Source organism: Nonomuraea cavernae (genome assembly GCF_014646355.1).
GTDB lineage: Bacteria > Actinomycetota > Actinomycetes > Streptosporangiales > Streptosporangiaceae > Nonomuraea > Nonomuraea cavernae.
In genome coordinates this window covers 395575-415646 of sequence record NZ_BMNH01000001.1, presented here as the reverse complement: position 1 = coordinate 415646, position 20072 = coordinate 395575, and the positions used below count along the sequence as shown (strand labels likewise).

22 protein-coding genes are annotated in these 20072 nt (G+C 71.3%); 13 read left to right on the top strand and 9 right to left on the bottom strand.

What is annotated here, in order from left to right; genetic code table 11:
- The first annotated feature begins 10 nt into the window (after window positions 1-10).
- Entirely contained in the window at window positions 11-817 is an 807-nt protein-coding gene (locus IEY82_RS01925) for a hypothetical protein (RefSeq protein WP_189122166.1), read from the top strand.
- Here the strand turns inward: IEY82_RS01925 and IEY82_RS01920 are convergent.
- The gene (locus tag IEY82_RS01920) at window positions 789-1319 is read right to left on the bottom strand and encodes a gamma carbonic anhydrase family protein (RefSeq protein WP_189122165.1); all 531 of its coding nucleotides are present in this window, start codon (window positions 1317-1319) and stop codon (window positions 789-791) included. The two genes, IEY82_RS01925 and IEY82_RS01920, sit on opposite strands and share 29 nt — an antisense overlap.
- A gap of 137 nt (window positions 1320-1456) precedes the next feature.
- On the opposite strand from IEY82_RS01920, the gene IEY82_RS01915 reads away from it, so the two are divergent.
- On the top strand, window positions 1457-2716 hold the full coding sequence (locus tag IEY82_RS01915; RefSeq protein ID WP_189122164.1) for a coiled-coil domain-containing protein: 1260 nt from the start codon (window positions 1457-1459) through the stop codon (window positions 2714-2716).
- Window positions 2717-2909: 193 nt separating this feature from the next.
- On the opposite strand, the gene IEY82_RS01910 is transcribed toward IEY82_RS01915, so the two are convergent.
- The 4 genes from IEY82_RS01910 to IEY82_RS01895 form a co-directional block, all read right to left on the bottom strand.
- Window positions 2910-3158 (bottom strand): hypothetical protein, encoded by a 249-nt coding sequence (locus IEY82_RS01910; protein WP_189122163.1) that lies wholly within the window; start codon window positions 3156-3158, stop codon window positions 2910-2912.
- A 162-nt stretch (window positions 3159-3320) separates the two neighbouring features.
- The gene (locus IEY82_RS01905) at window positions 3321-4073 is read right to left on the bottom strand and encodes a GntR family transcriptional regulator (protein WP_189122162.1); all 753 of its coding nucleotides are present in this window, start codon (window positions 4071-4073) and stop codon (window positions 3321-3323) included.
- A gap of 151 nt (window positions 4074-4224) precedes the next feature.
- Window positions 4225-4485: a hypothetical protein gene (locus IEY82_RS01900; RefSeq protein ID WP_189122161.1), complete on the bottom strand. Its 261-nt coding sequence runs from the start codon at window positions 4483-4485 to the stop codon at window positions 4225-4227.
- The gene (locus IEY82_RS01895; RefSeq protein ID WP_189122160.1) at window positions 4482-5186 is read right to left on the bottom strand and encodes a dienelactone hydrolase family protein; all 705 of its coding nucleotides are present in this window, start codon (window positions 5184-5186) and stop codon (window positions 4482-4484) included. The genes IEY82_RS01900 and IEY82_RS01895 overlap by 4 nt, the downstream gene beginning before the upstream one ends.
- A gap of 146 nt (window positions 5187-5332) precedes the next feature.
- Between IEY82_RS01895 and IEY82_RS01890 the strand changes: the two genes are divergently transcribed.
- The 5 genes from IEY82_RS01890 (at window position 5333) to kynU (ending at window position 9329) form a co-directional block, all read left to right on the top strand.
- Window positions 5333-6139, top strand: a complete 807-nt coding sequence (locus IEY82_RS01890; RefSeq protein ID WP_189122159.1) for a 2-keto-4-pentenoate hydratase — start codon at window positions 5333-5335, stop codon at window positions 6137-6139.
- The gene (locus IEY82_RS01885) at window positions 6136-6567 is read left to right on the top strand and encodes a RidA family protein (RefSeq protein ID WP_189122158.1); all 432 of its coding nucleotides are present in this window, start codon (window positions 6136-6138) and stop codon (window positions 6565-6567) included. The genes IEY82_RS01890 and IEY82_RS01885 overlap by 4 nt, the downstream gene beginning before the upstream one ends.
- Entirely contained in the window at window positions 6564-7079 is a 516-nt protein-coding gene (locus IEY82_RS01880) for a 3-hydroxyanthranilate 3,4-dioxygenase (RefSeq protein ID WP_189122157.1), read from the top strand. Before IEY82_RS01885 ends, IEY82_RS01880 begins: the two co-directional genes overlap by 4 nt.
- A gap of 3 nt (window positions 7080-7082) precedes the next feature.
- On the top strand, window positions 7083-8051 hold the full coding sequence (locus tag IEY82_RS01875) for an amidohydrolase family protein (protein ID WP_189122156.1): 969 nt from the start codon (window positions 7083-7085) through the stop codon (window positions 8049-8051).
- Between the two features lie 81 nt (window positions 8052-8132).
- Entirely contained in the window at window positions 8133-9329 is a 1197-nt protein-coding gene (kynU, locus tag IEY82_RS01870; protein WP_189122155.1) for a kynureninase, read from the top strand.
- Here kynU and IEY82_RS01865 read toward each other — a convergent pair.
- Both IEY82_RS01865 and IEY82_RS01860 read right to left on the bottom strand, forming a co-directional pair.
- On the bottom strand, window positions 9322-9699 hold the full coding sequence (locus tag IEY82_RS01865) for an MmcQ/YjbR family DNA-binding protein (RefSeq protein WP_189122154.1): 378 nt from the start codon (window positions 9697-9699) through the stop codon (window positions 9322-9324). The genes kynU and IEY82_RS01865 overlap by 8 nt on opposite strands.
- A complete protein-coding gene (locus IEY82_RS01860; RefSeq protein ID WP_189122153.1) occupies window positions 9696-10814 on the bottom strand; it encodes a DUF2293 domain-containing protein in 1119 nt (372 codons plus the stop codon). Before IEY82_RS01860 ends, IEY82_RS01865 begins: the two co-directional genes overlap by 4 nt.
- Window positions 10815-10933: 119 nt before the next feature.
- On the opposite strand from IEY82_RS01860, the gene IEY82_RS01855 reads away from it, so the two are divergent.
- Window positions 10934-11716 carry an FKBP-type peptidyl-prolyl cis-trans isomerase gene (locus IEY82_RS01855; RefSeq protein WP_189122152.1) on the top strand — a complete coding sequence of 261 codons (783 nt, stop codon included), beginning with the start codon at window positions 10934-10936 and terminating at the stop codon, window positions 11714-11716.
- Window positions 11717-11789: 73 nt separating this feature from the next.
- Here the strand turns inward: IEY82_RS01855 and IEY82_RS01850 are convergent, their stop codons facing one another.
- Entirely contained in the window at window positions 11790-12845 is a 1056-nt protein-coding gene (locus IEY82_RS01850) for an N-acetylmuramoyl-L-alanine amidase (RefSeq protein WP_225262006.1), read from the bottom strand.
- Here IEY82_RS01850 and IEY82_RS01845 point away from each other — a divergent pair.
- Complete coding sequence (locus IEY82_RS01845) at window positions 12753-14759, top strand: tetratricopeptide repeat protein (protein ID WP_225262139.1); 2007 nt, start codon at window positions 12753-12755, stop codon at window positions 14757-14759. The two genes, IEY82_RS01850 and IEY82_RS01845, sit on opposite strands and share 93 nt — an antisense overlap.
- Here the strand turns inward: IEY82_RS01845 and mads6 are convergent.
- On the bottom strand, window positions 14748-16091 hold the full coding sequence (gene mads6 / locus IEY82_RS01840) for a methylation-associated defense system protein kinase MAD6 (RefSeq protein WP_189122150.1): 1344 nt from the start codon (window positions 16089-16091) through the stop codon (window positions 14748-14750). The two genes, IEY82_RS01845 and mads6, sit on opposite strands and share 12 nt — an antisense overlap.
- 60 nt (window positions 16092-16151) lie before the next feature.
- On the opposite strand from mads6, the gene IEY82_RS01835 reads away from it, so the two are divergent.
- The 4 genes from IEY82_RS01835 to IEY82_RS01820 all read left to right on the top strand — a co-directional run bounded on the left by IEY82_RS01835 (window position 16152) and on the right by IEY82_RS01820 (window position 19723).
- Window positions 16152-16547 (top strand): DJ-1/PfpI family protein, encoded by a 396-nt coding sequence (locus IEY82_RS01835; RefSeq protein ID WP_189122149.1) that lies wholly within the window; start codon window positions 16152-16154, stop codon window positions 16545-16547.
- The gene (locus IEY82_RS01830) at window positions 16544-17017 is read left to right on the top strand and encodes a MarR family winged helix-turn-helix transcriptional regulator (protein WP_189122148.1); all 474 of its coding nucleotides are present in this window, start codon (window positions 16544-16546) and stop codon (window positions 17015-17017) included. Before IEY82_RS01835 ends, IEY82_RS01830 begins: the two co-directional genes overlap by 4 nt.
- A gap of 401 nt (window positions 17018-17418) precedes the next feature.
- The gene (locus IEY82_RS01825) at window positions 17419-17664 is read left to right on the top strand and encodes a hypothetical protein (RefSeq protein ID WP_189122147.1); all 246 of its coding nucleotides are present in this window, start codon (window positions 17419-17421) and stop codon (window positions 17662-17664) included.
- A gap of 1417 nt (window positions 17665-19081) precedes the next feature.
- Window positions 19082-19723 (top strand): hypothetical protein, encoded by a 642-nt coding sequence (locus tag IEY82_RS01820; protein ID WP_189122146.1) that lies wholly within the window; start codon window positions 19082-19084, stop codon window positions 19721-19723.
- The last annotated feature ends 349 nt before the right edge of the window (window positions 19724-20072 follow it).

The window sequence follows — 20072 nt, the reverse complement described above, 5'->3', positions numbered from 1 at the left end:
GGGACCGGGCGTGCTCACCTTAGAGGCGGCCATCCCGCCCACGCCGGGAGGCGAGGTGGGCGCCGCCTCCGCGGAGTTCGCCATGGCCACGGACCTGGCGATGTGGAAGAAGCTGAGCGACGTCGAGAAGGACCTCGACCGCATCGCCAAGCTCGACGTGAATAAGACGGCGAAGGGCGCGATGTACCTGGAGCCCAGGACCTCCGCCTGGTTCGACGGCTTCCGCGGGCCGTTCGTCTTCCAGGAGCTGGCCGGAGACATCGTCATGCACGCCCGGGTCAAGGTCGAGGGCAGGAGCGGCGGCGTACCCAAGCGGAAGTTCTCGCTCGGCGGCCTGATGGCCCGCCAGCCCGGTTCGTACGCAGTCCCCAACTGGGTGTCGGTCACCACCGGCACAGCCGACAAGGGCAGCCAGGTCGAGGTGAAGTACACCAGGGAGGGCAGCTCCAAGCCGCAGGAACTGGCGGTGAAGGCCGGCTGGGTCGACCTCGTCCTGGCCAGGGTCGGCCGCGTCGCCGTGGCTCTCTACAAGGAGGACGGCGGCAGCTGGAAGGTCGGCAAGCGCTGGGAGTCGAACCTGCCCGAGGTGCTGCAGTGGGGCATCACGGCCTACACCGACTGGGACAGCTACAGCACCCTCAAGAAGGACGCCACGAAGGGCAACGCCACGCAGGTCAGGGGGGTGCCGGACGTGAAGCTGACCGTGGACTTCGTCAGATTTCTGCGCCCGGAGCTGCCTGACTACGCGGACCCGCTCAACACCGCCTCGGTGCCGGACGCGGCGCTGATCAAATCACTGACGCCTGCCCGTGCCTGATCGCCTTGGCCAGGTAGTTGTCGGGCGTGCGGGCGAAGGACTCGCGGTCGTCGTCGGTGAGCTCGCGGACGACCCGGCCCGGCACTCCGGCGACCAGCACCCCGGCCGGGATCTTCTTGCCGGGCCCGACCAGCGCTCCGGCCGCCACCAGCGTGCCCGCGCCGACGCGGGCGCCGCCGAGCACGATCGCGCCGATGCCGATCAGCGCGCCCGTCTCGATGTGGGCGCCGTGCACCATCGCCTTGTGGCCCAGGCTTACCCTCGACTCCAGGATCGCCGGCTCGCCCGGATCGGAGTGCAGGCAACAGAGATCCTGTACGTTGCACTCCTCCCCGATCTCGATCCGCTCGTCGTCTCCCCGGAGAACGGAGCCGTACCAGATGCTGGACGCCCGGCCCACTCGCACCCGCCCGACCACGACGGCGCCAGGGGCGATGTACGCCTCGGGATGAATGTCCGGGACTGCTCCGTTGTTCAATGCAGCGATGTACACCCGTCTCATCGTAATTCCCGCCCAGGTCTGGTGTTCCGGTTGCGGACGTGGGCAGATGGCAGGAAAGTCGTTTCCTGACGTCTCGTCACCAGACCCTTACCAGCCGCAGTTCTCCCCCGCCTCACGCAAACCCTTAGGTAACCCCCATGACAAACCAGCACGAGAGCTTTCCCGATCTGATGCAAGAGGACACCTTCGAGGTCGCGCTCCGCGGCTACAACCGTGCTCAGGTCAACGACTACGTCAACCGCACCCGTAACCAGATCCGCGATCTGGAGGAACGGCTGGTCCGGGCGATCGACCAGGCCGAGCAGGGCCGGCTGGAGCTCGCCGAGGCCCGGCGGCGCATGGTCGAGGCGCCACAGAGCTACGAGGACCTCAGCCCCAGGCTCGCGCAGATTCTCAAGCTGGGCGAGGAAGAGGCCGCGCAGAAGAAGGAGGACGCCGAGGCCGAGGCCATCAGCGTGCGTGACGCGGCCAAGTCGGAGGCCGAGCGGCTGGTCACCTCGGCCCGCGAGACGGCCGACAGCATCCTCACCTCAGCCCAGGCGGAGGCCGAGCGGCGGGTGGGTGAGGCCACGGCGGCGGCCGAGCGGATGCTGGCGCAGGCGGGCGCCGACGCCGACGAGAAGCTGACCAGCTCCCGCATGGAGGCCGACGCCACCCGGCTCGAGGCGCGCGAGGAGGCCGAGCAGTTGGTCGCCTCCGCCCAGGCCGAGGCCGAGCGGCTGATCGAGAGCGCCCAGGCCGAGGCCGCGCAGGGGCTGGCCGCCGCCCGGGAGGAGGCCGAGTCGACCCTCGCGGCGGCGCAGCAGCGCGTGGCCGCGCTCGACGAGCACGCGGGCCGGCGGGTCGAGTACCTGGGCAACACCCACACCGAGGTCGTGCGCCGGTTGACCGAGATCAGCTCGGTGCTCGGCGACCTCATGCACGCCGAGAAGGCCGCGGGCCCGCTGCTGGTCGAGCAGGCGGACGCGCCGCGGCTCGAGCGCCCGCAGGAGGCTCGGTCCCTTGAGGCCGGATCCGACGAGCGGCCGACCGAGGACGCCCGCCACGACGAGCGGCCGACCGAGGACGCCCGCCACGACGAGCGGCCGACCGAGGCTCGCTACGACCAGCGGCCGACCGAGGAGGCCCGCTACGACGAGTCGCGGACCGAGGACGTCCGGTACGACGGGTCGCCGACCGAGGAGGTCACGTTGGCCGACCCTCGCGCGGAGCCGCTGGACCCTCAGGGGCGGGAGGCCCACCACGAGGAGCCTCAGACGCGCGACCTGACGCTGCCGGCGAACGCGCAGGACGACGTGCGCGTCATCGTCGAGGAGGACGAGGCGGCACGGGTCCGGCCCGCGGTCTCCGATGACACCGACGTGACCCTCGGCCACCTGTCCGACATCCGCAAGTAGCACGCGTCCCCGGGACAGCCTTCGCGGGCGGACGTCCCGTGAGCGGAAGCCTCCGCCCCCGATCGGGTCGGAGGCTTCCGCGTGTGCGGCCCCCTGGGGGCCCGGTGCCGGGGCCGCCGAGACGCTGGACCCGGCACCGGGCTGTTCGTGTGCGCCTGCCGCCGGGCCGTCTTCTGACGGCCGGCGGCCCGCGCTAGGGCGGGGCGGGGCCGGTGCGGCGTCGTGGTCCCTCCCGCTCCGCGGCCCTGCTCTCCTGGTCCCGGAGCTGCTCGCGCAGGTCTTCCGGGTCGTCGGCGTCGATGGTCATCGCGCATCCGGCGTCGCGTTGCCCGGCGCTGAGTGGATGGTGCCTGGTGGCCCACCAGCGTCCGGCGTCGCTTCGCCAGATGGTCCATTGCGGGAACTCCCGGGCGATTTCGGCGAGATGCCGGTCAAAGGACATCTGGTCATCCTTCCGGGGCCCCCTTTACGAGGTTCCGTCTCCCTGAAGGATCCGTCACCTCTCTAGAGAAATCTATGATCGGGGAGGACAGGTCAACCTATCGCTTGACATATCCGCTTGAACTACGGGCTGGACTGCGGGTCGGATGGGACTAGAGCACAGCTACGCGTCGAAGTCGTACTGAAGGACGTAGGCGGCGGAGTCGAGCACCATCTCGTTGTGCTCCACGGGCCGCCCCTCCTCGGTGTAGGCGGTGCGGCTGATCACGATCACCGGCGTGCCGCCCGGCAGGCCGAGTAACCGGGTCTCGCGCGGAGCCGGCATCCGGGCCCGTACCTCCTCGGTGAAGTGCGCGGGCGACAGGCCGAGGTCGCGCAGCCGGGCGTAGACGCCGCCGGGGCCGGTGTCGGGCAGCGTGATGGGGGTGCCGTCGACCAGAGGAGCGGGAAAGTAGGAGGTCGCCAGCTGCACCGGGCGGTCGTCGACCGAGTAGCGGCGGCGCCGGACCCACGCTTCCTCGGTCGCGAGCAAGCCGGCGATCTCCTCGGACGCCTCCTCGCGCACCACCTCCACCTCGTCCACGGTGAACGGCCGGCCGCGGGCGTCGGCGTCCCAGATGGCCCGCCCGCCACCCCATTGCTCGCGTGACAGGCGGCGGGAGCCATGCCTGCGGATCGGTTTGAACAGCCTCACGTAGACCCCCGAACCTCGCTTGGGCACCGCCAGCCCTTCGTTGATGAGTACGGCGAGCGCCTGCCTCGCTGTGGCGCGGGCGATCGCGTGGTCGGCCATGAGTGTGTTCTCGCCCGGCAGCCGGTCCCCGTCGCGCAGTTCGCCGGACAGGATCCGGGCGCGGAGGCCGTCGGCGATGCGTCGGTAGATTGGGGGATCGTGGGCTACCGGGGATTCAGACACGTTTGACCACCCTCTGTCACCAACCGGGTTCGGCGTCTCCAGAGAACTTGCCCCGTCTTGTCCACGATCGCACAGATACGGAGGTTGGTCGCGAGCTTCTTTTCAGCAGATCGGGCCTATGTGGTGATAGGTGATGGGTTTCAGCCATCCGTTATGGCGAAATGACTCCGGCCGCTGTTCTGCGGGCCCGCCAGCGGCGAGTAACCAGCGCGGCCGGCACCGCCCCCAGGGTGTCGAGGAGCACGTCGTTGATCAAGGTGAACCCGCCCGGCCGTAAGCCGTACCGATGGGCCTCGACGGTGACCGAGGCGGGAGCCGCCGCGACGCTCGCTCCGCCCCCTGACTCCCGGGTTCGCCTCACGCGCACCCCGATGAGGTACGGGAAGGTGTCCTCGCGGACAGGGTGGCTCACCGTACGGGCAGGTGCTCCCCGAGGAAGTCCAGGGCGATCCGCCAGGCGCGGTCGGCCGCCTCCGGCTGGTGGAACATCGGCGCCTCGCTGTTGAGGAAGGCGTGCCCGGCCTCCTCGTCCACGTGCAGGCGCACGTTGGGCCGGCCGGCGACGGCCTGCTCGACCTTGGCCACCTGCTCGCGCGAGATGAAGGGGTCGCTGCCGCCGAAGACCAGCAGCAGGGGAGAGCCGATGCGCTCCACCAGCCCGGCCGCATCGGGCACGGCCGAGCCGTAGAAGGACAGCACCGCGTCCAGCTCGGTCTGGGTGGCCAGCATGAAGCTGAGCGAGCCGCCCAGGCAGAACCCGAGCACGCCGGCGCCGCCGGTCACCTCCGGCAGCCGCCGCAGGTGGCCGAGGGTCAGCGCGCAGTCGGCCACGCCCTGCGCGACCTCGAATCCGCGGGCCAGCTCGATCGAGGCCGCCGTGCCCTCCGGGGTGTGCTCGCCGACCCAGCCCCTCTGGAGGCGCCAGAACAGGTCGGGCGCGGCGACGACGTAACCTCGGGCCGCGAGCTCCTCGGCCACCTTCGTGATGTACGGGCCGACGCCGTAGATCTCGTGGATCAACAGGATGCCGGGGCCGCTGCCGCCGGGAGGCAGCCAGACGTGGACGTCGAAGGAGCCGTCGTGGGCGGTGACCTGATCGAGGCGTGTCTGCATGATGTCCAGGATGTCTACTCTGTTGCGGGCAAGCGGCCGGTTGCCCCAGCCGCTCGTCCTGTTCTACCCAGAAATGCGGGAAACCGGGAAACTGTGGTGATGCTCACCCTCTGCTGGAATCCCCTGACGCCCCCTGGAGCCGCGTGATGAACGACGAATGGTCGGAGGCGGTGGACAGCCGCACCCAGGCGGCCGACCGGCTGCTCGACGCCGCGCGCTCCGGCAAGCCGTGCCCGCCCGTCCGTGACCTGATCGGCACCGAGCGGGACGCCTACGCCGTACAGGAGATCAACCGGCGGCGGGCGCTGGACGAGGGGCGGCGGCCGGTCGGATGGAAGATCGGCCTCACGAACGCCGAGAACCGGCGGCGGTTCGGAGCCGACGAGCCGAGCTTCGGGACGCTGTTCGCGGACAGGTCGCAGCTCGACGGGCTACCCGCGCCGATGGACGGGTTCCTCCAGCCGCGCGCCGAGGCCGAGATCGCGCTGGTGCTCGGCCGCGACCTGGAGGGCGGGCCGTTCACGGCGGCCGAGGTGATCAGGGCGGTGGAGTTCGCGCTGCCCGCGATCGAGATCGCCGACTCCCGCGTGGCCGCCTGGGACATCACGCCGGTCGACACGATCGCCGACAACGCCTCCAGCGGCGCGTTCGTGCTGGGCAACACGCCAGTCCCGCTCGCCGGCCTGGACCTGCGGCAGGCCGCGATGACCATGACGCGTGGCGACGCCCCACAACAGGAGGTCTCGACCGGCTCGGGCGCCGCCTGCCTGGGCCATCCGGTCAACGCCCTGGTCTGGCTGGCCGGGCGGCTGGGCCGTACGGACCGCCCGCTGCGGGCCGGCGAGGTGGTGCTGACGGGCGCGCTCGGGCCCGTGGCGCCCGTCGAGCCGGGTGACGTGTTCGAGGCGCGCATCGCCGGGCTCGGGTCGGTGCGGGCGGTGTTCGCGCCGTGACAGGGTCCGGCGACGCCCTGCTGGTGCCCGGCAAGGCCACTCCGAGGGGAGCGTTCCCGCACGTCAAGCGGGCCGGCGACTTCCTCTACGTGTCGGGCACCAGCTCACGCAGGCCGGACGACACCTACGCGGGCGTCGAGGTCGACGAGCGCGGGGCCGTCACGCTCGACATCCGGGCGCAGACCAGGGCGGTGATCGAGAACGTCGGCGACATCCTCACCGCCGCCGGCGGCTCCCTGGCCGATCTCGTGCAGATCACGACCTATCTGGTGAGCATGTCCGACTTCGAGGGTTACAACGAGGTCTACGCCGACTACTTCGACGTGGCCGGACCTACGCGGACCACGGTGGCGGTGCGCCAACTGCCCCATCCGCACCTGCTGATAGAGATACAGGCTGTCGCCTACCGTCCCCAGGAGCCATCATGATGCCCCCCATCGACTTCACGAAGTGGATCGACGAGCACGCCCACCTGCTCAAGCCTCCTGTCGGCAACAAGCTGGTCTTCGAGGGCGCGAGCGACTTCATCGTCATGGTCGTCGGCGGGCCGAACGCCCGCACCGACTTCCACGTCGATCCCTATGAGGAGCTCTTCTACCAGGTACGCGGCAACATGCACGTCAACGTGATGACCGAGGACGGGCCCGACACCGTGCACATCCGCGAGGGGCAGATGTGGCTGCTGCCACCCGGGGTGCCGCACTCGCCGCAGCGGCCGGAGGCCGGGTCGGTGGGCCTGGTGGTGGAGCGGATCCGGCCGGAGGGCGAGCTGGAGCGGTTCCAGTGGTACTGCGCGGAGTGCGCGGCCCTGGTGCACGAGGTGCAGTTGCAGGTGCGTGACATCGTCAAGGACCTGCCGCCGGTGTTCGAGGCGTTCTACGCGGACCCGGCCGCCCGCACGTGCGGCGGCTGCGGCGCCCTGCACCCCGGTAAGGGCTAGCGCGTGGTCATCGACGTTCACACGCACTACGTGCCCAGGGGCTGGCCCGAGCTGGGCTGGCCCGGGGCGCCCCGATTGCGGGTCGAGTCCGAGCGCGAGGCGATGATCCTTGTCAACGACCGCGATTTCCGGAAAATTCAGGATGACTGCTGGGATGCCGGGGAGCGGCTGCGGCAGATGGACGAGGACGGGGTCGACCGGCAGGTGGTCTCGCCGACCCCCGTGTTCTTCGCCTACGAGCGTCCGCCGGAGCAGGGCGTACGGGTCTCGAAGATCTTCAACGACCTGGCCCTGGAGATCTGCTCGGACGAGCGGCTGATCCCGTTCTGCCAGGTGCCCCTGCAGGACCCCGACCTCGCCTGCGCCGAGCTCGACCGGTGCGTCGACAACGGCCACCGCGGAGTCGAGATCGGCAACCACGTCGGTGACCGCGACCTCGACGACGCCGGGATCGTGCAGTTCCTGCAGCACTGCGCGGCCAGGGACGTGCCCGTCTTCGTGCACCCCTGGGACCTTCCCGGCGGGGCGCGCATGGGCAGGTGGATGGCGCAGTGGCTGGTCGGCATGCCGGCCGAGACCCACCTGTCGATCCTGTCGATGGTCCTCGGCGGCGTCTTCGACCGGGTGCCGCCCACGCTGCGCGTCTGCTTCGCCCACGGCGGCGGCTCGTTCGCGTTCTGGCTGGGGCGGATCGAGAACGCCTGGCACCGCAGGCACGACGTGGTGGGCGGGTCGGAGCTGCCGCCCTCCGGCTACCTCGGTCGGTTCAGCGTCGATTCGGTGGTCTTCGACGAGCGGGCGCTGCGGCTGCTCGTCGACACACTGGGCGAGGACCGCGTCATGCTGGGCTCCGACTTCCCGTACCCGTTGGGGGAGTCTCCGGCGGGCGACCTGATCAGGAAGGCGGCCTTCCTCACCGAGGAGGCCCGCGCCAAGCTGCTCGGCGGCAACGCCGAGAGCTTCCTGAGGTGAGAGCGACCCTCCCGCGCCTGGCGCGGACAAGAGGGATGAAAATGGGGTGATTAGCCACTATCGCTATGAAAGAGTGACCGCATGCTCGACCGCGATCGCTGCCTCGCCCTCGACGCCGACGACCCGCTGCGGGAGTTCAGGGCGGAGTTCGTGCTCCCCGAGGGAGTCATCTACCTCGTCGGCAACTCCCTCGGCGCGCTGCCCCGCCACACCCCCGAACGGGTGCGGCGGGCGGTGGAGGACGAGTGGGGCGGCCGGCTCGTCGGCGGCTGGAACGACGCCGGCTGGTACGACCTGCCCCTCACCCTCGGCGACCGCATAGCGCCCCTCATCGGCGCGGGCCCCGGCCAGGTGGTCGTCGGCAACACCACGTCCATCGCGGTGCACCAGGCGGTGTCGGCGGCCGTCAGGCTGCGTCCCGAGCGGCGGGTGATCGTCTCCGACACGCGCAACTTCCCGACCGACCACTACATGATCCAGGGGCTGGCCCAGGCGCTCGGCGGCTACGAGATCCGCGACTTCGCCGAGGGCCGGTTCGACGACGCGGCCGTGGTGCTGCTGTCGGAGGTCGACTACCGCACCAGCGAGCGGCACGACGTGCCCGCCGTCACCGCGCGCGTGCGGGAGGCGGGGGCGCTCATGGCATGGGACGTGTGCCACAGCGTCGGCGCCCTCGACGTGGACGTCTCGGCAGCCGACTTCGCCGTGGGGTGCACGTACAAGTACCTCAACGCGGGGCCGGGCGCGCCCGCGTTCCTCTACGTCAACCCGCGCCACCACGCCGACGCGGTGAACGTGCTGTCCGGCTGGCACGGCCACGCGGAGCCGTTCGCGTTCGAGGAGGGGTACCGGCCGGCCGAGGGGATCAGGAGGTTCGCGGTGAGCACCCCGCACGTGCTGTCGATGGCGTCGCTCGACGCCGCCCTCGACATCTGGGAGCGGGTGCCGCTCGACCTGCTGCGCGCCAAGAGCATGGCGCTCGGCTCACTCTTCGTCGACCTCGTCGGCGACGCGCTGGAGCTCGCCTCGCCGGCCGACGCGGAACGGCGCGGCAGCCACGTGAGCTTCCACCACCCCGACGGTTTCCCGGTGGTGCGAGCCCTCATCGACCGGGGCGTCCAGGGCGACTTCCGGGCGCCCGACATCCTCCGCTTCGGCATCGCGCCGCTCTACACCCGCTACGTGGACGTGTGGGACGCCGCCCACACCCTGGTCGAGGTGCTGGACAAGGAGCTGTGGAAGGACGAGAGGTACGCCCGGCGGCCGGCCGTCACGTGACCGGGCCGTCCAGCAGCCTGATCGCCCGCTTGGGCGCGATCGCCCGGTAGCTCTCCTCCACCCAGTCGATCAGCACCTCGGTCTCCGGCAGCTCGGCCAGGAACGGCACCGTCACCCACCCGGCCTTGCCCAGCCCGTAGCCGCTGGGCTTGGCGCCGGGCACGGTCAGCGCGTGCCCGTGCGCCTCCGACAGCAGCTTCACCCCGAACGTTGGATCCCACTTCTCGGTCGGCTCGTCCAGGCCGAGGAAGAGGAACACCTTCTTGTTCACCTTGATGACGGTCTCGCCCCACGGGTGGTCCTCGTGGGTCTCGGGCAGTCCGAGCGCGAACGCCCGCAATTCCTCGCGTACGTCGTGCCAGTCGTTCATACCTCTCCTCGGGACTCGACCGCTCGGGACTCGACCGCTCGGGACTCGACCGCTCGGGACTCGACCGCTCGGGAATTGGTCGCTCGGAACTCGGCGAGTTTGGCGTCGATCCGATGCCTGATCCGGTCGCGCGCCTCCATCCGCGGGACACCCGACATCAGCAGGGCGTCGTAGTCGGTGTCGAGATGGCGGATCGACGCGACGACGGCCAGGGTGATGGCGCCCGCATCGAGCGCCCTGGCCGCCGCCGTGCGGCCGACCCGGCCGCTGCCCCGCTGACCGGCGTGCGCGGCGATCTCCTGGGCCCGCTCGGCCGGGCAGGCCGGGAACAACCGGGCGATCTCGGCCGCCATCCGGGTCTGGAACTCGACGTCCTGCTCGGCCCTGCGCTCCCTGTCGCGCTCGCGGCGGCGCAGGCGGACCTCCTCGTCGGCCAGGCAGCGGTCCTCGGCCGCCTCCCGCGCGCGCTCCTCGACCAGCAGGCCCTGGCGCTGGTAGACCTTGCGCCGCCGGTTGTACCGGACGACCACCGCCGACAGGCCGCTCTCCTGCTTGGCCCGGCGGCTGAGCGCGGCGTTGCCCGCCGGCAGGAAGACCAGGTGGTCCATGTCCGCGCAGGTCAGGCAGTGCGGTCGGTCCTCTTCCATGATCAGATAGGGGCCGGTGTCGCGGCAGGTCGAGCACGTCCACACGTCCAGGGGGGCGACCACCACCAGGTCGGGAGCCTTGGCCTGGCGCTCGGTGAGCCGCTTCACCCGCGTCTCGCTCAGGTCGGGCGACAGCCAGTGCACGCGGAACGGCTCCTGCTCCGGCGAGGCGGTGAAGCGCAGCTCGCGCCGGTCACGGCTGCCGGCCAGATAGGGCGTGGCCACCGGCCGCAGCCCTCTGGCCTCGGCCCAGTCGCGCAGCAGGGCGGCGGTCGCGCGCAGCCGGTCGTCGTCGACCGCGGCCAGCTCGGCCAGCGTGGCGACCCGGCCCTGCCGCCACAGCTCGACGTGCCGGGTGTGCAGCCAGCGCAGCCCGGTCACCACGTCGATGAACGTCACGTACTTCTGGTTGGTCAACGCGATCTCGGCCGCCTCCGCGACCCTGCGCGCCAGATTCGGCTTTCCCACGCCCCTCAGTGTGCCGCCTCTTTGTCGTCCGATCGGCTTTCCTTTTGCCGATCGGGGCTAGGAAACAGGCCGGATCCGGCTGCCTGAGGGGACAGGCCGGGAGCTATCTGGGAGAAAACGTGCGTCTGTTCTGGCCTGCCGTGCTCGCCACCTCTGACGTACCGACCGTGACGGGCGGGTTCGGCGGCCGGCCGGTCATCGCCGTTCCCGACGCCAAGCCGGGACACACCCCCCGGGTCATGGTGCTGTCGGCGGGCGACGGCCGGCGCACGGTCCCGGGCGACGTGGTGCTGACGGACGTCTCCGTCCACGAGTGGTCCGGCGACCGGCCGTACATCAGCACGTACGACTGCCACCGGCCCGTCGCGGTCGCCTTCGACGGCCGCGACCTTCCCGGCACCTGGCACGAGGCGCTCATCGACCGGCCGGCGGGCTCGCGCGTCATGCTGATCAGCCCGGCGGCACACGCGGCCGGGCCGGGCGTGCCGCTCACCGGGATAGCGCCCCAGGACGCGGTGGTGCTGGTCTTCGACATCATCGGCGGCTACCCGCCGGACGCGCGCCTCGTGGGCCGGCCGCTGCCGGCCGTTCCCGCCGACCTCACGCCCACCGCCGCCCCGCGCGTCCTCATCGACGGCTCCGGCGCGGAGGTCCGCCCCGGCTCGAAGGTGGTGGCGCAGTACGTGACGGCCGAATGGCCCAGCCGGCGGGTGGTGGACTCGTCCTACCGCCGCGGCGGCCCCGCCGCCTTCGACCTCGCGGCCGGGACGGCGCCCGCCGGCTGGCCGGACGCCCTCCAGGGCCGGCGGATCGGCGCCCGGCTCGCCTTCGGCGCCCCCGAGGAGGCCAGGATGTACGTCGTCGACGTGCTGGACGCGCTCGACCTCGCCGGACAGGCGTAGGCGGCCCCGGCGGCAGGAGGGACGCCGGGACCGCCTGGACCAAGGCGGGACCCACGGGGGATCCACGAGGGGATCAGCGGCAGTGCTCGAACGGGCTCTCGTAGCTCGTCGAGCCCGCCCTGCCACCCCACTTCACGCAGGTGCCTGCGGCCGTGGCGCGGACCGGGCCGGCGTAGTAGCCGAAGTTGCCCGAGTCGGTGACCCGCGTCCTGCCCTGCACCTCCAGGAACGCGCTCGTGGCGGTGGCCGTGCCGAGCGAGGTCGCCTTCATGGTGGCCACGCAGTTGGCGCCGGTCGAGCCGTTGTAGAGCAGGTAGACGGTGCCCGCGGTGCCGAGGCCCTGCGAGTCGTTGACGCGGAAGCCGGAGCCGCAGACCTCCTCGGGGCTGTGCGGGTTGCCGCCGCCGGTCACGTAGCTCATGTACTTCGTCCAGTTCCAGTACGAGCCGGGGTCGGTGTGGTCGGACCCGGGCACCTGGACGTGCCCGATGATGTGGGTCCGGTCCTTGGGGATGCCGTGACGGTCGGCGATGTCGCGGGTCAGCGCCGCCGAGGCCCGGTACATCTGCTCGGTGAACCACGAGGCGTCACCGACGTAGCCCTCGTGCTCGATGCCGACCGAGCGCCGGTTGTAGTCGCTGTTGCCCGCGTGCCAGGCCCGGTCCTTCTCCCTGACCATCTGCGTGATCTGGCCGTCGGACGAGCGCACCACGTAGTGCGCCGACACCTTGGCCGCCGAGTTCTGGAACCACGAGATCGTCCCGGCGTACGAGCCCTGCGTCACGTGCACGATGATCCGGTCGATCTTGTCGCTGGCCGGTCGGCTGGACACCGCGTAGTTGGACGGGCTGGCCGCCTTCCACAGCGCGCCGGCGTAGTCGGTGGCCGCGGCGAGCATGCGCGGCTCGTCGGCGTACGCCCCCCGATCCGGCTGTACGGCCCGTGGGGCGACCCGCACGCCTGCCGCGTCGATCCCGGCGGCCAGGGTCTCATAGACGGCGTCGGCGTAGATCCTGGCCGCGTCGTCGTTCGGAGCCTGCCCGTACGCCGCGACCGCCGAGTACCAGCGGGCGACGTCCTTGCGGGCCTTCGCGTCGAGCTTGAGCGCGTCGGCGCGGGCGCGGAGCACGGCGGCGCCGCCGAGCACGTTGGCCGCGTCGTCCGACTTCAGCTTGGCCACCGGCTGCGAGGTGAGCTTGGCCGCGTCCTCGTGCTGGCCCTGCAGCGGAGCGGCCGCAAGGCCGAGGCGCTGCGGTCCTACGCCACGATCAGGGCGCAGCTGGTCGACGAGCTGGGCGTGGAGCCGGGCGCCGACCTGCGCGGCATGTACGAGTCGATCCTCGCCGACGACGCGCCGGCCCCCGCCGCCCCCCGGCAACTGCCGCCCGACCTGCCCGACTTCACCGGCCGGGCCGACGCCCTCGCCGCGCTGGCCAAGCCGTTCCAGGTCGCCGTCGTGTCCGGCCCGCCGGGAGTCGGCAAGTCCGCGCTGGCCGTGCACGCCGCCCACGCGCTGCGCGAACGCTTCCCGGCCGGTCAGCTCTACCTCGACCTGGACGGCCGCGAACCGGCCGAGCTGCTGGCCGAGGCGCTGCGGGCGCTCGGCGTCGAGGCCGCGCCGCCCACGCCGCGCGAGCGGTCGGCGCTGCTGCGGTCACTGCTGGCCGAGCGGCCCATGCTCCTCCTGCTGGACGACGCGCTCGACGCCGGGCAGGTGCGACCGCTGCTGCCGGGCAACGCCTGCTCGGTGATCGTCACCAGCAGACGCCGGATCACCGAGCTGCCCGGCGCGGTGCAGATCGACCTCGCCGAGCCGCCCCAGGACGAGGCCCTGTCGCTGCTCGACCGGCACCGGGCCGACGACGTCACCGACCTGCTGGTGGACGTCAACCTCCTGGAGCTGGTCGGCACCGACCCGGTCGGGCAGCCGCGCTACCGGTTGCCCGACCTGATCCGTCACCACGCCCTCGAACGCGGCCACGACCGGGAGGCGCTGTCCAGGGTGCTGGCCGCCTGGACCGTCACCACCGAACACGCCATGGCCAGGCTGCCCACGACCGTCTTCAGCCTCACCGCGGCCCGCGCCCCGCGCTGGCGGCTGCCGGACCAGACGCTCGACCGGCTGACCGCCGACCCGCTCGGCTGGTTCGAGGCCGAGCACGACTCGCTGGCCGGAGCCGTGGCGGTGGCCGCCGAGGCGGGGCTCGCCGAGTCGGCGTGGGGCCTGGCCGCCGCGATGGTGCCCTACCTCGACCTGCACTGCCGGCTCGACACCTGGCAGCGCACCCACACGCTCGCCCTGGCCGCCGCCCGCGCGTCCGGCGACACGTACGGCGAGGCCGCCATGCTCCGAGGGCTCGCCCAGGTCGCCCTCTACCAGGACCGGTACGACGAGGCGGCTGGAGGGTTCACCCGTTCCCGCCGGCTCTTCCACGAGCTGGGCGACGTCCGGGCCGAGGCCACGTCGATCTGCGGGCTCGGCGCGGTCAGCCAGTTCAGCGGCCGGCAGGCCCGGTCGCTCGGCCACTTCCGGCGCGCGCTGGCCATGTTCCTGGCCGCGGACGACCCGCACGGCGAGGCGTTCGTCCGCCAGGCGATCGGCCGGGTCCATCTCAGGGCGGGCGAGCTCGCCCAGGCGTCGGAGTCGCTCCGCCAGGCCATGCGGCTGGCCCAGGAGCTGGGCGACTCCCACCGTGAGGGCTGTGTCTGCCTGCAGATGGGCAACCTGCACGGGGCCATGTCCTTCCACCGGCACGCGCTGGACATCTTCGAGTCGCTCGGCGACCGGCACTGCGGCGCCTACGCCCTGCAGAGCATGGCCGGGCTCCAGGTCACCCGCGGCGAGCTGGCGCCCGCCTCGGCCGCGCTCGAACGGTCACTGGAGATCTTCCAGGAGCTGGGCGACCGGAGCGGCGCGGCCTCGACCACCCAGCTGCTGGGCGAGCTGCACCGCTCGGCCGGTCGCACGGTGCTCGCCCGCGACTATCTCAAGCACGCCAGCGAGCTGCGGCGCGACCTGCCCGTCCGCACGTCAGGGGCCTGACACGATGCGGCGCACCAGGCGTCGCAGGCGGGACACCTGCTGCATGCCCTGAAGCGCCTCCAGTGACTCGGCGGCGGTCGGCCGCTTGGCGGGGGAGTGGTCGAGCATCCGCTGCACCACCTCGGGCACATCGGGGCCGTGAGCGTCGGCGCTGGTCGGCAGCTGGCCGGTGAGCAGCTGGTAGGCGATCACCCCGGCCGCGTAGACGTCGGAGGCGGCCGACATCCGGTCGGACCGGTCCTGGCACTCGGGCGCCACGTAGTGGGCGTCGAGCACGTTGCTCAGCTCGTGGGCCACCGTGAAGTCGCGCGGCCCCGGCTTGGCGTAGTCGAACCCGGTCAGCACCGCGTGCCCGTCGTCGGTGACCAGCACGCAGGCCGGCGTCAGCGCCCGGTGGATGACGCCGTGGGCGTGGGCATGGGCGAGCCCGCGGAGCAGGTCCTGGATCACGCTCAGCCGGACGCCCCGGCCCAGGCTCAGCTGCAGCGTCTCGCCGTGCACGTCGTCGAGCACCAGCACGAACCGGCTCTCGTCGTCGATGGCGAAGAAGTCGCGGGAGCGCACCACACACGGGTGCGGCGGGATCCTGGTCAGCGTCTGGTAGGCGTTGGCGATGCGCTGCCGCTCGGCGGCCCGCCACTGGTGGTCGGCGAGCGGGTCGGCCTGGTAGACGCGGAGCAGCACCGTCTCGCTGCCGGGCAGCGTGGCGTTGAAGGCCCGGTATTCGGTGACCTTGGCGTCGCCGCCGAGTTGCTCCTCGACCTCCCAGTTGCCGAACCTGGGTGGCGCGGTGCTGCGGCGTACGGTCTGGTTGAGCGCGTCGAGGATCGCGGTGAGGTAGGGCCTGATGTCGGGGCTGCAGCCGCGCCTGACCCGCGTGACGTCGCTCAGCGTGGGGATCAGGCCGGGCAGGTCGGTGACGTTGACCACGTCGCGCCCGGCGGGGTCGATCAGCTTGGCGTCGGGCGAGGTGAGCACGACGAGGCTGTCGACGTAGACGCGTTCCAGCTGGGTGGCCTTGGAGACGAGCAGGCCCTTCAGCGCTCGCGCGGTGCCTCTCAGCTTGGTGACGGGCGAGCCGTACGCCTCTCTGCGTGGGGGGAACCACCGCGAACCCGACACCTCGATGCGCCCCCGCGTGCCCTTGACGTCGACGACCACCAGCGCGTGGCCGGTGAGCACGAGCAGGTCGACCTCGAACACGTCCTCGCCGCGAGGCACCTCGACGTTGTGCAGGAGCAGCCACTCGGCCGGCGCGTGGTCTCGCAGGTATGTGATCACCCGGCGCTCGGCGTCGTTGACCGGACGTCCCCCGCCGACGATCTCTGCCATGGAGCTATCCTCGCACGTGATCTCATTGACAGTATGTTGTCGTTATGACAGCATATGGTCATGAAGAGACCGGTGCATGTGGGTGTTTACGACACGGTGGCCGATTGGGAGACCGGTCACGCGACCGCCCACCTCCGCAGCGGACGCTTCCACCGTGAGCCCGGCGGCTACGACCTGGTCACGGTCGCACTGACGGCCGAGCCGATCACCACCATGGGCGGCCTGCGCGTCACCCCCGACCGCACGCTCGACCGGCTCGACCCGGCCGGCAGCGCGCTGCTGATCCTGGCCGGCGCCGACCTGTGGGACCAGGGCGACGAGCCGGCGCCGTTCGCCCGCAAGGCTCGCGAGATCCTCCGCCGTCTCGACGCGTGCCGGCCGGACGTGCTCGACGCCTGGTTCCGGCTCCACTCCAGGAGCGACGCGTCGGCCTACGAAGTGCTCAGGTCGGCATGAACGAGTCAGCCGACCTGCTCTCGGCGGCCGCGTTGACCGCCTTCCGGCTCAACGGCCAGTTCCTGGACGTCTCCGAGAAGCTGGCCCGGCCGGTCGGGCTGACGGCGGCCTGGTGGCAGGTGCTCGGCGCCGTCCTGCCCGAACCGCTGCCGGTGGCGGGCATCGCCCGCGCCATGGGCATGACCCGCCAGGGCGTGCAGCGGGTCGCCGACCTGCTGGTGGAGAAGGGGCTGGCCGAATACCGGCCCAACCCCGCGCACCGCCGCGCCAAGCTGCTCCAGCCGACCGCGGCCGGCCGGGCGGCCATCGAGAAGATCAATCCCAGCCACCAGGCGTTCGCCGACCGCCTCGTGGCCGAGCTCGGCGCCGCCGGGGCCCGGGAGTCCCTGGAGGCCCTGCGCAGGCTCTCGGCCGCCCTCGACCGCCTCGCCGAACCCGGCGCGGACGGCAAAACCGGCTATACGGACTGACGACACCGGCGTGCCGGTCGCCGGACGCACGCGCGGGCCCGCCCACGCCGGCGCCGGTCACGGCCGCCTGCGGAAAACGCCAGGCGATAGCCACGCCTTCACCGGCCGCATCAGTCGATCCCGGCGAACGTCCACCGGCCCGGATGGAGTTCGCCAAGCTTCGGGTGATCATGCTTAAACCGCGCGGTGGAGCGGGCCATACATTCTGTATATGACTCGGCCTCTTCGGCAGCGCGAAACTCGTGTGCCAAGAAAACGAGGCGGCTATTTGACTCCGGCCAGATCTTCTTGGGTTGCGGACCTCGTCGAGTGTCGGGATCGTTATTGACGGCACCTCACCGCCCTGCACAAACGACAATGGCGCTGGAAATTCCGCGCCCAACAAACGGAGGAAACAAATCATGATCCGTCGCATTCTCGTCGGCGCAGCCATGGCAGGCATCGCGTTCGGTTTCTCCGCTTCCGCGGCCTCCGCCGACGTCGGCCCCAACCCGGTCAACACCGGCAACAGCCTGCTGAGCCAGATCAGCGTCGTGGACGACGCCTACGTGCTCAACAACGTGCTGAACGACTCGATCAAGAACATCGACGTCCTCACCATCGCGCACCTGGAGAACGTCGCCGTCGACGTCGCCAACAACAACTGACGTTCCCCCATGGCACGGACGCGAAGGTGCGTCGCCGGCTCGTCGGCCGCATGGCCGGACGAGCCGCCGAGGCCGCCATCCCTTCGCTCTCCGGGCCGGGGTGCACATGGCACGCCCATGTGCGGACCGCTGGATCTACCGTGGATTCTCGCGAGGCCACGGACCGGCTCGGTGCGCACCGAGCACGAAGCGTCTTCGGCCCGGGCCGGCCCGCTCTCTCAGCGGACCGGTCCGGGCCGCCGCCTTTCCTCCAGGGCTGGTACGACCGCCCCAGGCCGCACCACGCCCCGTCATCCGCGACCGGTCTCACGGCGAGAACGGCGACTCCGAGGCCTCCCATCCAGGCCCGCAGCCCCGTTTCGCGCTCCGAGACTCCCGACTCGGAACCACCCCACCGCCCGACCTCTTCACCCCCACCGTTACCCCTCCCCACCATCTCCCCGCCCGCGGTCGTTCTTGCCTTTGGTCCCGTCGGACCCTCCTCACCTGCGGTCGTTCTCGCCTTCGGTCCAGTCGGACCCTTCTCGCCTGCGGTCCCGCCGGGCCCTCCTCACCTGCGGTCGTTCTCGCCTTCGGTCCAGTCGGACCCTTCTCGCCTGCAGTCTCGCCGGGCCCTCCTCGCCCGCCGTCCTGGCAGGGCTTTTCTCGCCTGTGGTCCTCGCCGGGTCTCTTGCTCGCGGTCACCGGTTGTTCCTGGCAGGGGCCCTTTCGTGCGCTGTCGGCCGGCGTCCCCCGCGCCTTCTCGTCCGCTGGTGTCGCCCGTCGCCGGCCATCGCCCGGTGGTTCAGACGGGGCATGCCGAACGCCGCTCATGGCGCGACCGGCCCGGTCGGCGAGCGGTTCGCGTTGGCCTGGTGACGTGGGCACATGGCGTGGCAGCCGCGTCCCTCGCCGCGCGAGGGGCGTCAGCTGAAAGTTGTGCGCGCTCGGCGAGAGCCGTCAGTTGAAGCTGTGCGCGCCTCGCAGCAGCCGTCAGCGAGAACTGTGCGTGCTCGGCAAGCGCTGGACGCGCTCGGCGAGTGACTGGCATCGGCTCCGCGACGTGGTGGCATGACGCGGTGGCATGACGCGGTGGCCCGCGAGAGCCGCTTGCGAGAACCGTCCGGGCCCGGCGAGAAGCGACGGGGAGTCGCCTGCGGACTGCGAGACGGGGTGTACGTCGTATTGGCAACGCTGCTTTTCGTACCACCTCAGTGGAATTATCGCGGCCTTACGCCGACGACATCTCGCAAATCTGGACCAATCGCATCAAGACGACCCCCTACAAGGAATTGGGGCGCGTATTTGACTTCGGCTTAGCTCTTTCAGCTTGCGCCGTTCGGCCGTGCGGTGGATCGTTATTCGCGCCTCTCGCAACCCTGTGAGAGTGAATTAGATGACGCGCATTCAGCGCCGATTCCAACGAAGGGGAAGTAAAATGATGCGTCGCATTCTCGCCGGTGCAGCCATCGCCGGCTTCGTGATCGGGTTCTCTGCCGCGAGCGCCTCGGCGGACGTCGGCCCCAACCCCGTCAACACCGGCAACCAGCTGGGCAGCCAGCTGTCGGTCATCGACGACCTCGCGCTGCTCAACAACGTGGGCAACAACTCCCTCAAGAACATTGACGTGCTCAGCATCGCGCACCTGGAGAACGTCCGGGCCTCGGCGCTGAACAACAACCGCGGCACCGGCACGTCCCGCAACTGCGGGGTGCGGATCTGCGACTCGACCACCACCACTCCGCCCGTCCGCACGCCGGGCACCACCACTCCCGGCACCACGACGTGCACCACCACCACCACCTGCACCACCACACCCAGCACCACCACGACCTGCACCCCGCCCGTCCGTACGCCGGACATCATCCTGCCGTGCGTCACGGTGCCGCCCGTGCCGCCCGTGCGCGTCCCGAACGTGGTGCCCTGCACGACCACCACCAGCAGCAGCACCAGCACCACCCCTGGCACCACGACGACCACCACCACCCCTCGCACCTGCACGCCCTGCACGGTGACCCCGCCGGTCCGCACCCCGGGCACCCGCGTGCCGTCCGTCCGCACGCCGCACTCGCGCTACTAGGACGACCACGGTTCCATGCCAAGGGATCTCGGTGTTCGCGCTCGCGCGGGGGCATGAGCGCGCACCCGCGTCCAGCGCCAGAGCGAACCGTGAGGAGCGGATCGCGCCGGGGAGGCACCGCCTGATGGCGGCGGTGTTCCCCAGGCGCGAACTCCGGCGCGCGGGCCGGTGATGGCGGCTTTCAGTAGGCCGTCCGGCCCCGGCCGGTGAAGATCATCATGAAGGTGAGAGCCCCGGACTCCGGCGGCGACGAGCACCACAGTGGCGGGTGGTGTCGGCGACGCAGCCGCCGGCGCGGCAAGGTCCGTCTACAGGGCGGCCGAGCAAGGTAGTCCGCAGGGCAGGCGAA

What these genes read in the sequence shown, in the direction of transcription:
- IEY82_RS01890 (WP_189122159.1), top strand. Translation starts at nt 5,333, where the DNA reads ATGAACGACGAATGGTCGGAGGCGGTGGACAGCCGCACCCAGGCGGCC.
- IEY82_RS01920 (WP_189122165.1), bottom strand. Translation starts at nt 1,319, where the DNA reads ATGAGACGGGTGTACATCGCTGCATTGAACAACGGAGCAGTCCCGGAC.
- IEY82_RS01915 (WP_189122164.1), top strand. Translation starts at nt 1,457, where the DNA reads ATGACAAACCAGCACGAGAGCTTTCCCGATCTGATGCAAGAGGACACC.
- IEY82_RS01835 (WP_189122149.1), top strand. Translation starts at nt 16,152, where the DNA reads ATGAAGAGACCGGTGCATGTGGGTGTTTACGACACGGTGGCCGATTGG.
- IEY82_RS01825 (WP_189122147.1), top strand. Translation starts at nt 17,419, where the DNA reads ATGATCCGTCGCATTCTCGTCGGCGCAGCCATGGCAGGCATCGCGTTC.
- IEY82_RS01820 (WP_189122146.1), top strand. Translation starts at nt 19,082, where the DNA reads ATGATGCGTCGCATTCTCGCCGGTGCAGCCATCGCCGGCTTCGTGATC.
- IEY82_RS01880 (WP_189122157.1), top strand. Translation starts at nt 6,564, where the DNA reads ATGATGCCCCCCATCGACTTCACGAAGTGGATCGACGAGCACGCCCAC.
- kynU (WP_189122155.1), top strand. Translation starts at nt 8,133, where the DNA reads ATGCTCGACCGCGATCGCTGCCTCGCCCTCGACGCCGACGACCCGCTG.
- IEY82_RS01910 (WP_189122163.1), bottom strand. Translation starts at nt 3,158, where the DNA reads ATGTCCTTTGACCGGCATCTCGCCGAAATCGCCCGGGAGTTCCCGCAA.
- IEY82_RS01895 (WP_189122160.1), bottom strand. Translation starts at nt 5,186, where the DNA reads ATGCAGACACGCCTCGATCAGGTCACCGCCCACGACGGCTCCTTCGAC.
- IEY82_RS01865 (WP_189122154.1), bottom strand. Translation starts at nt 9,699, where the DNA reads ATGAACGACTGGCACGACGTACGCGAGGAATTGCGGGCGTTCGCGCTC.
- mads6 (WP_189122150.1), bottom strand. Translation starts at nt 16,091, where the DNA reads ATGGCAGAGATCGTCGGCGGGGGACGTCCGGTCAACGACGCCGAGCGC.
- IEY82_RS01830 (WP_189122148.1), top strand. Translation starts at nt 16,544, where the DNA reads ATGAACGAGTCAGCCGACCTGCTCTCGGCGGCCGCGTTGACCGCCTTC.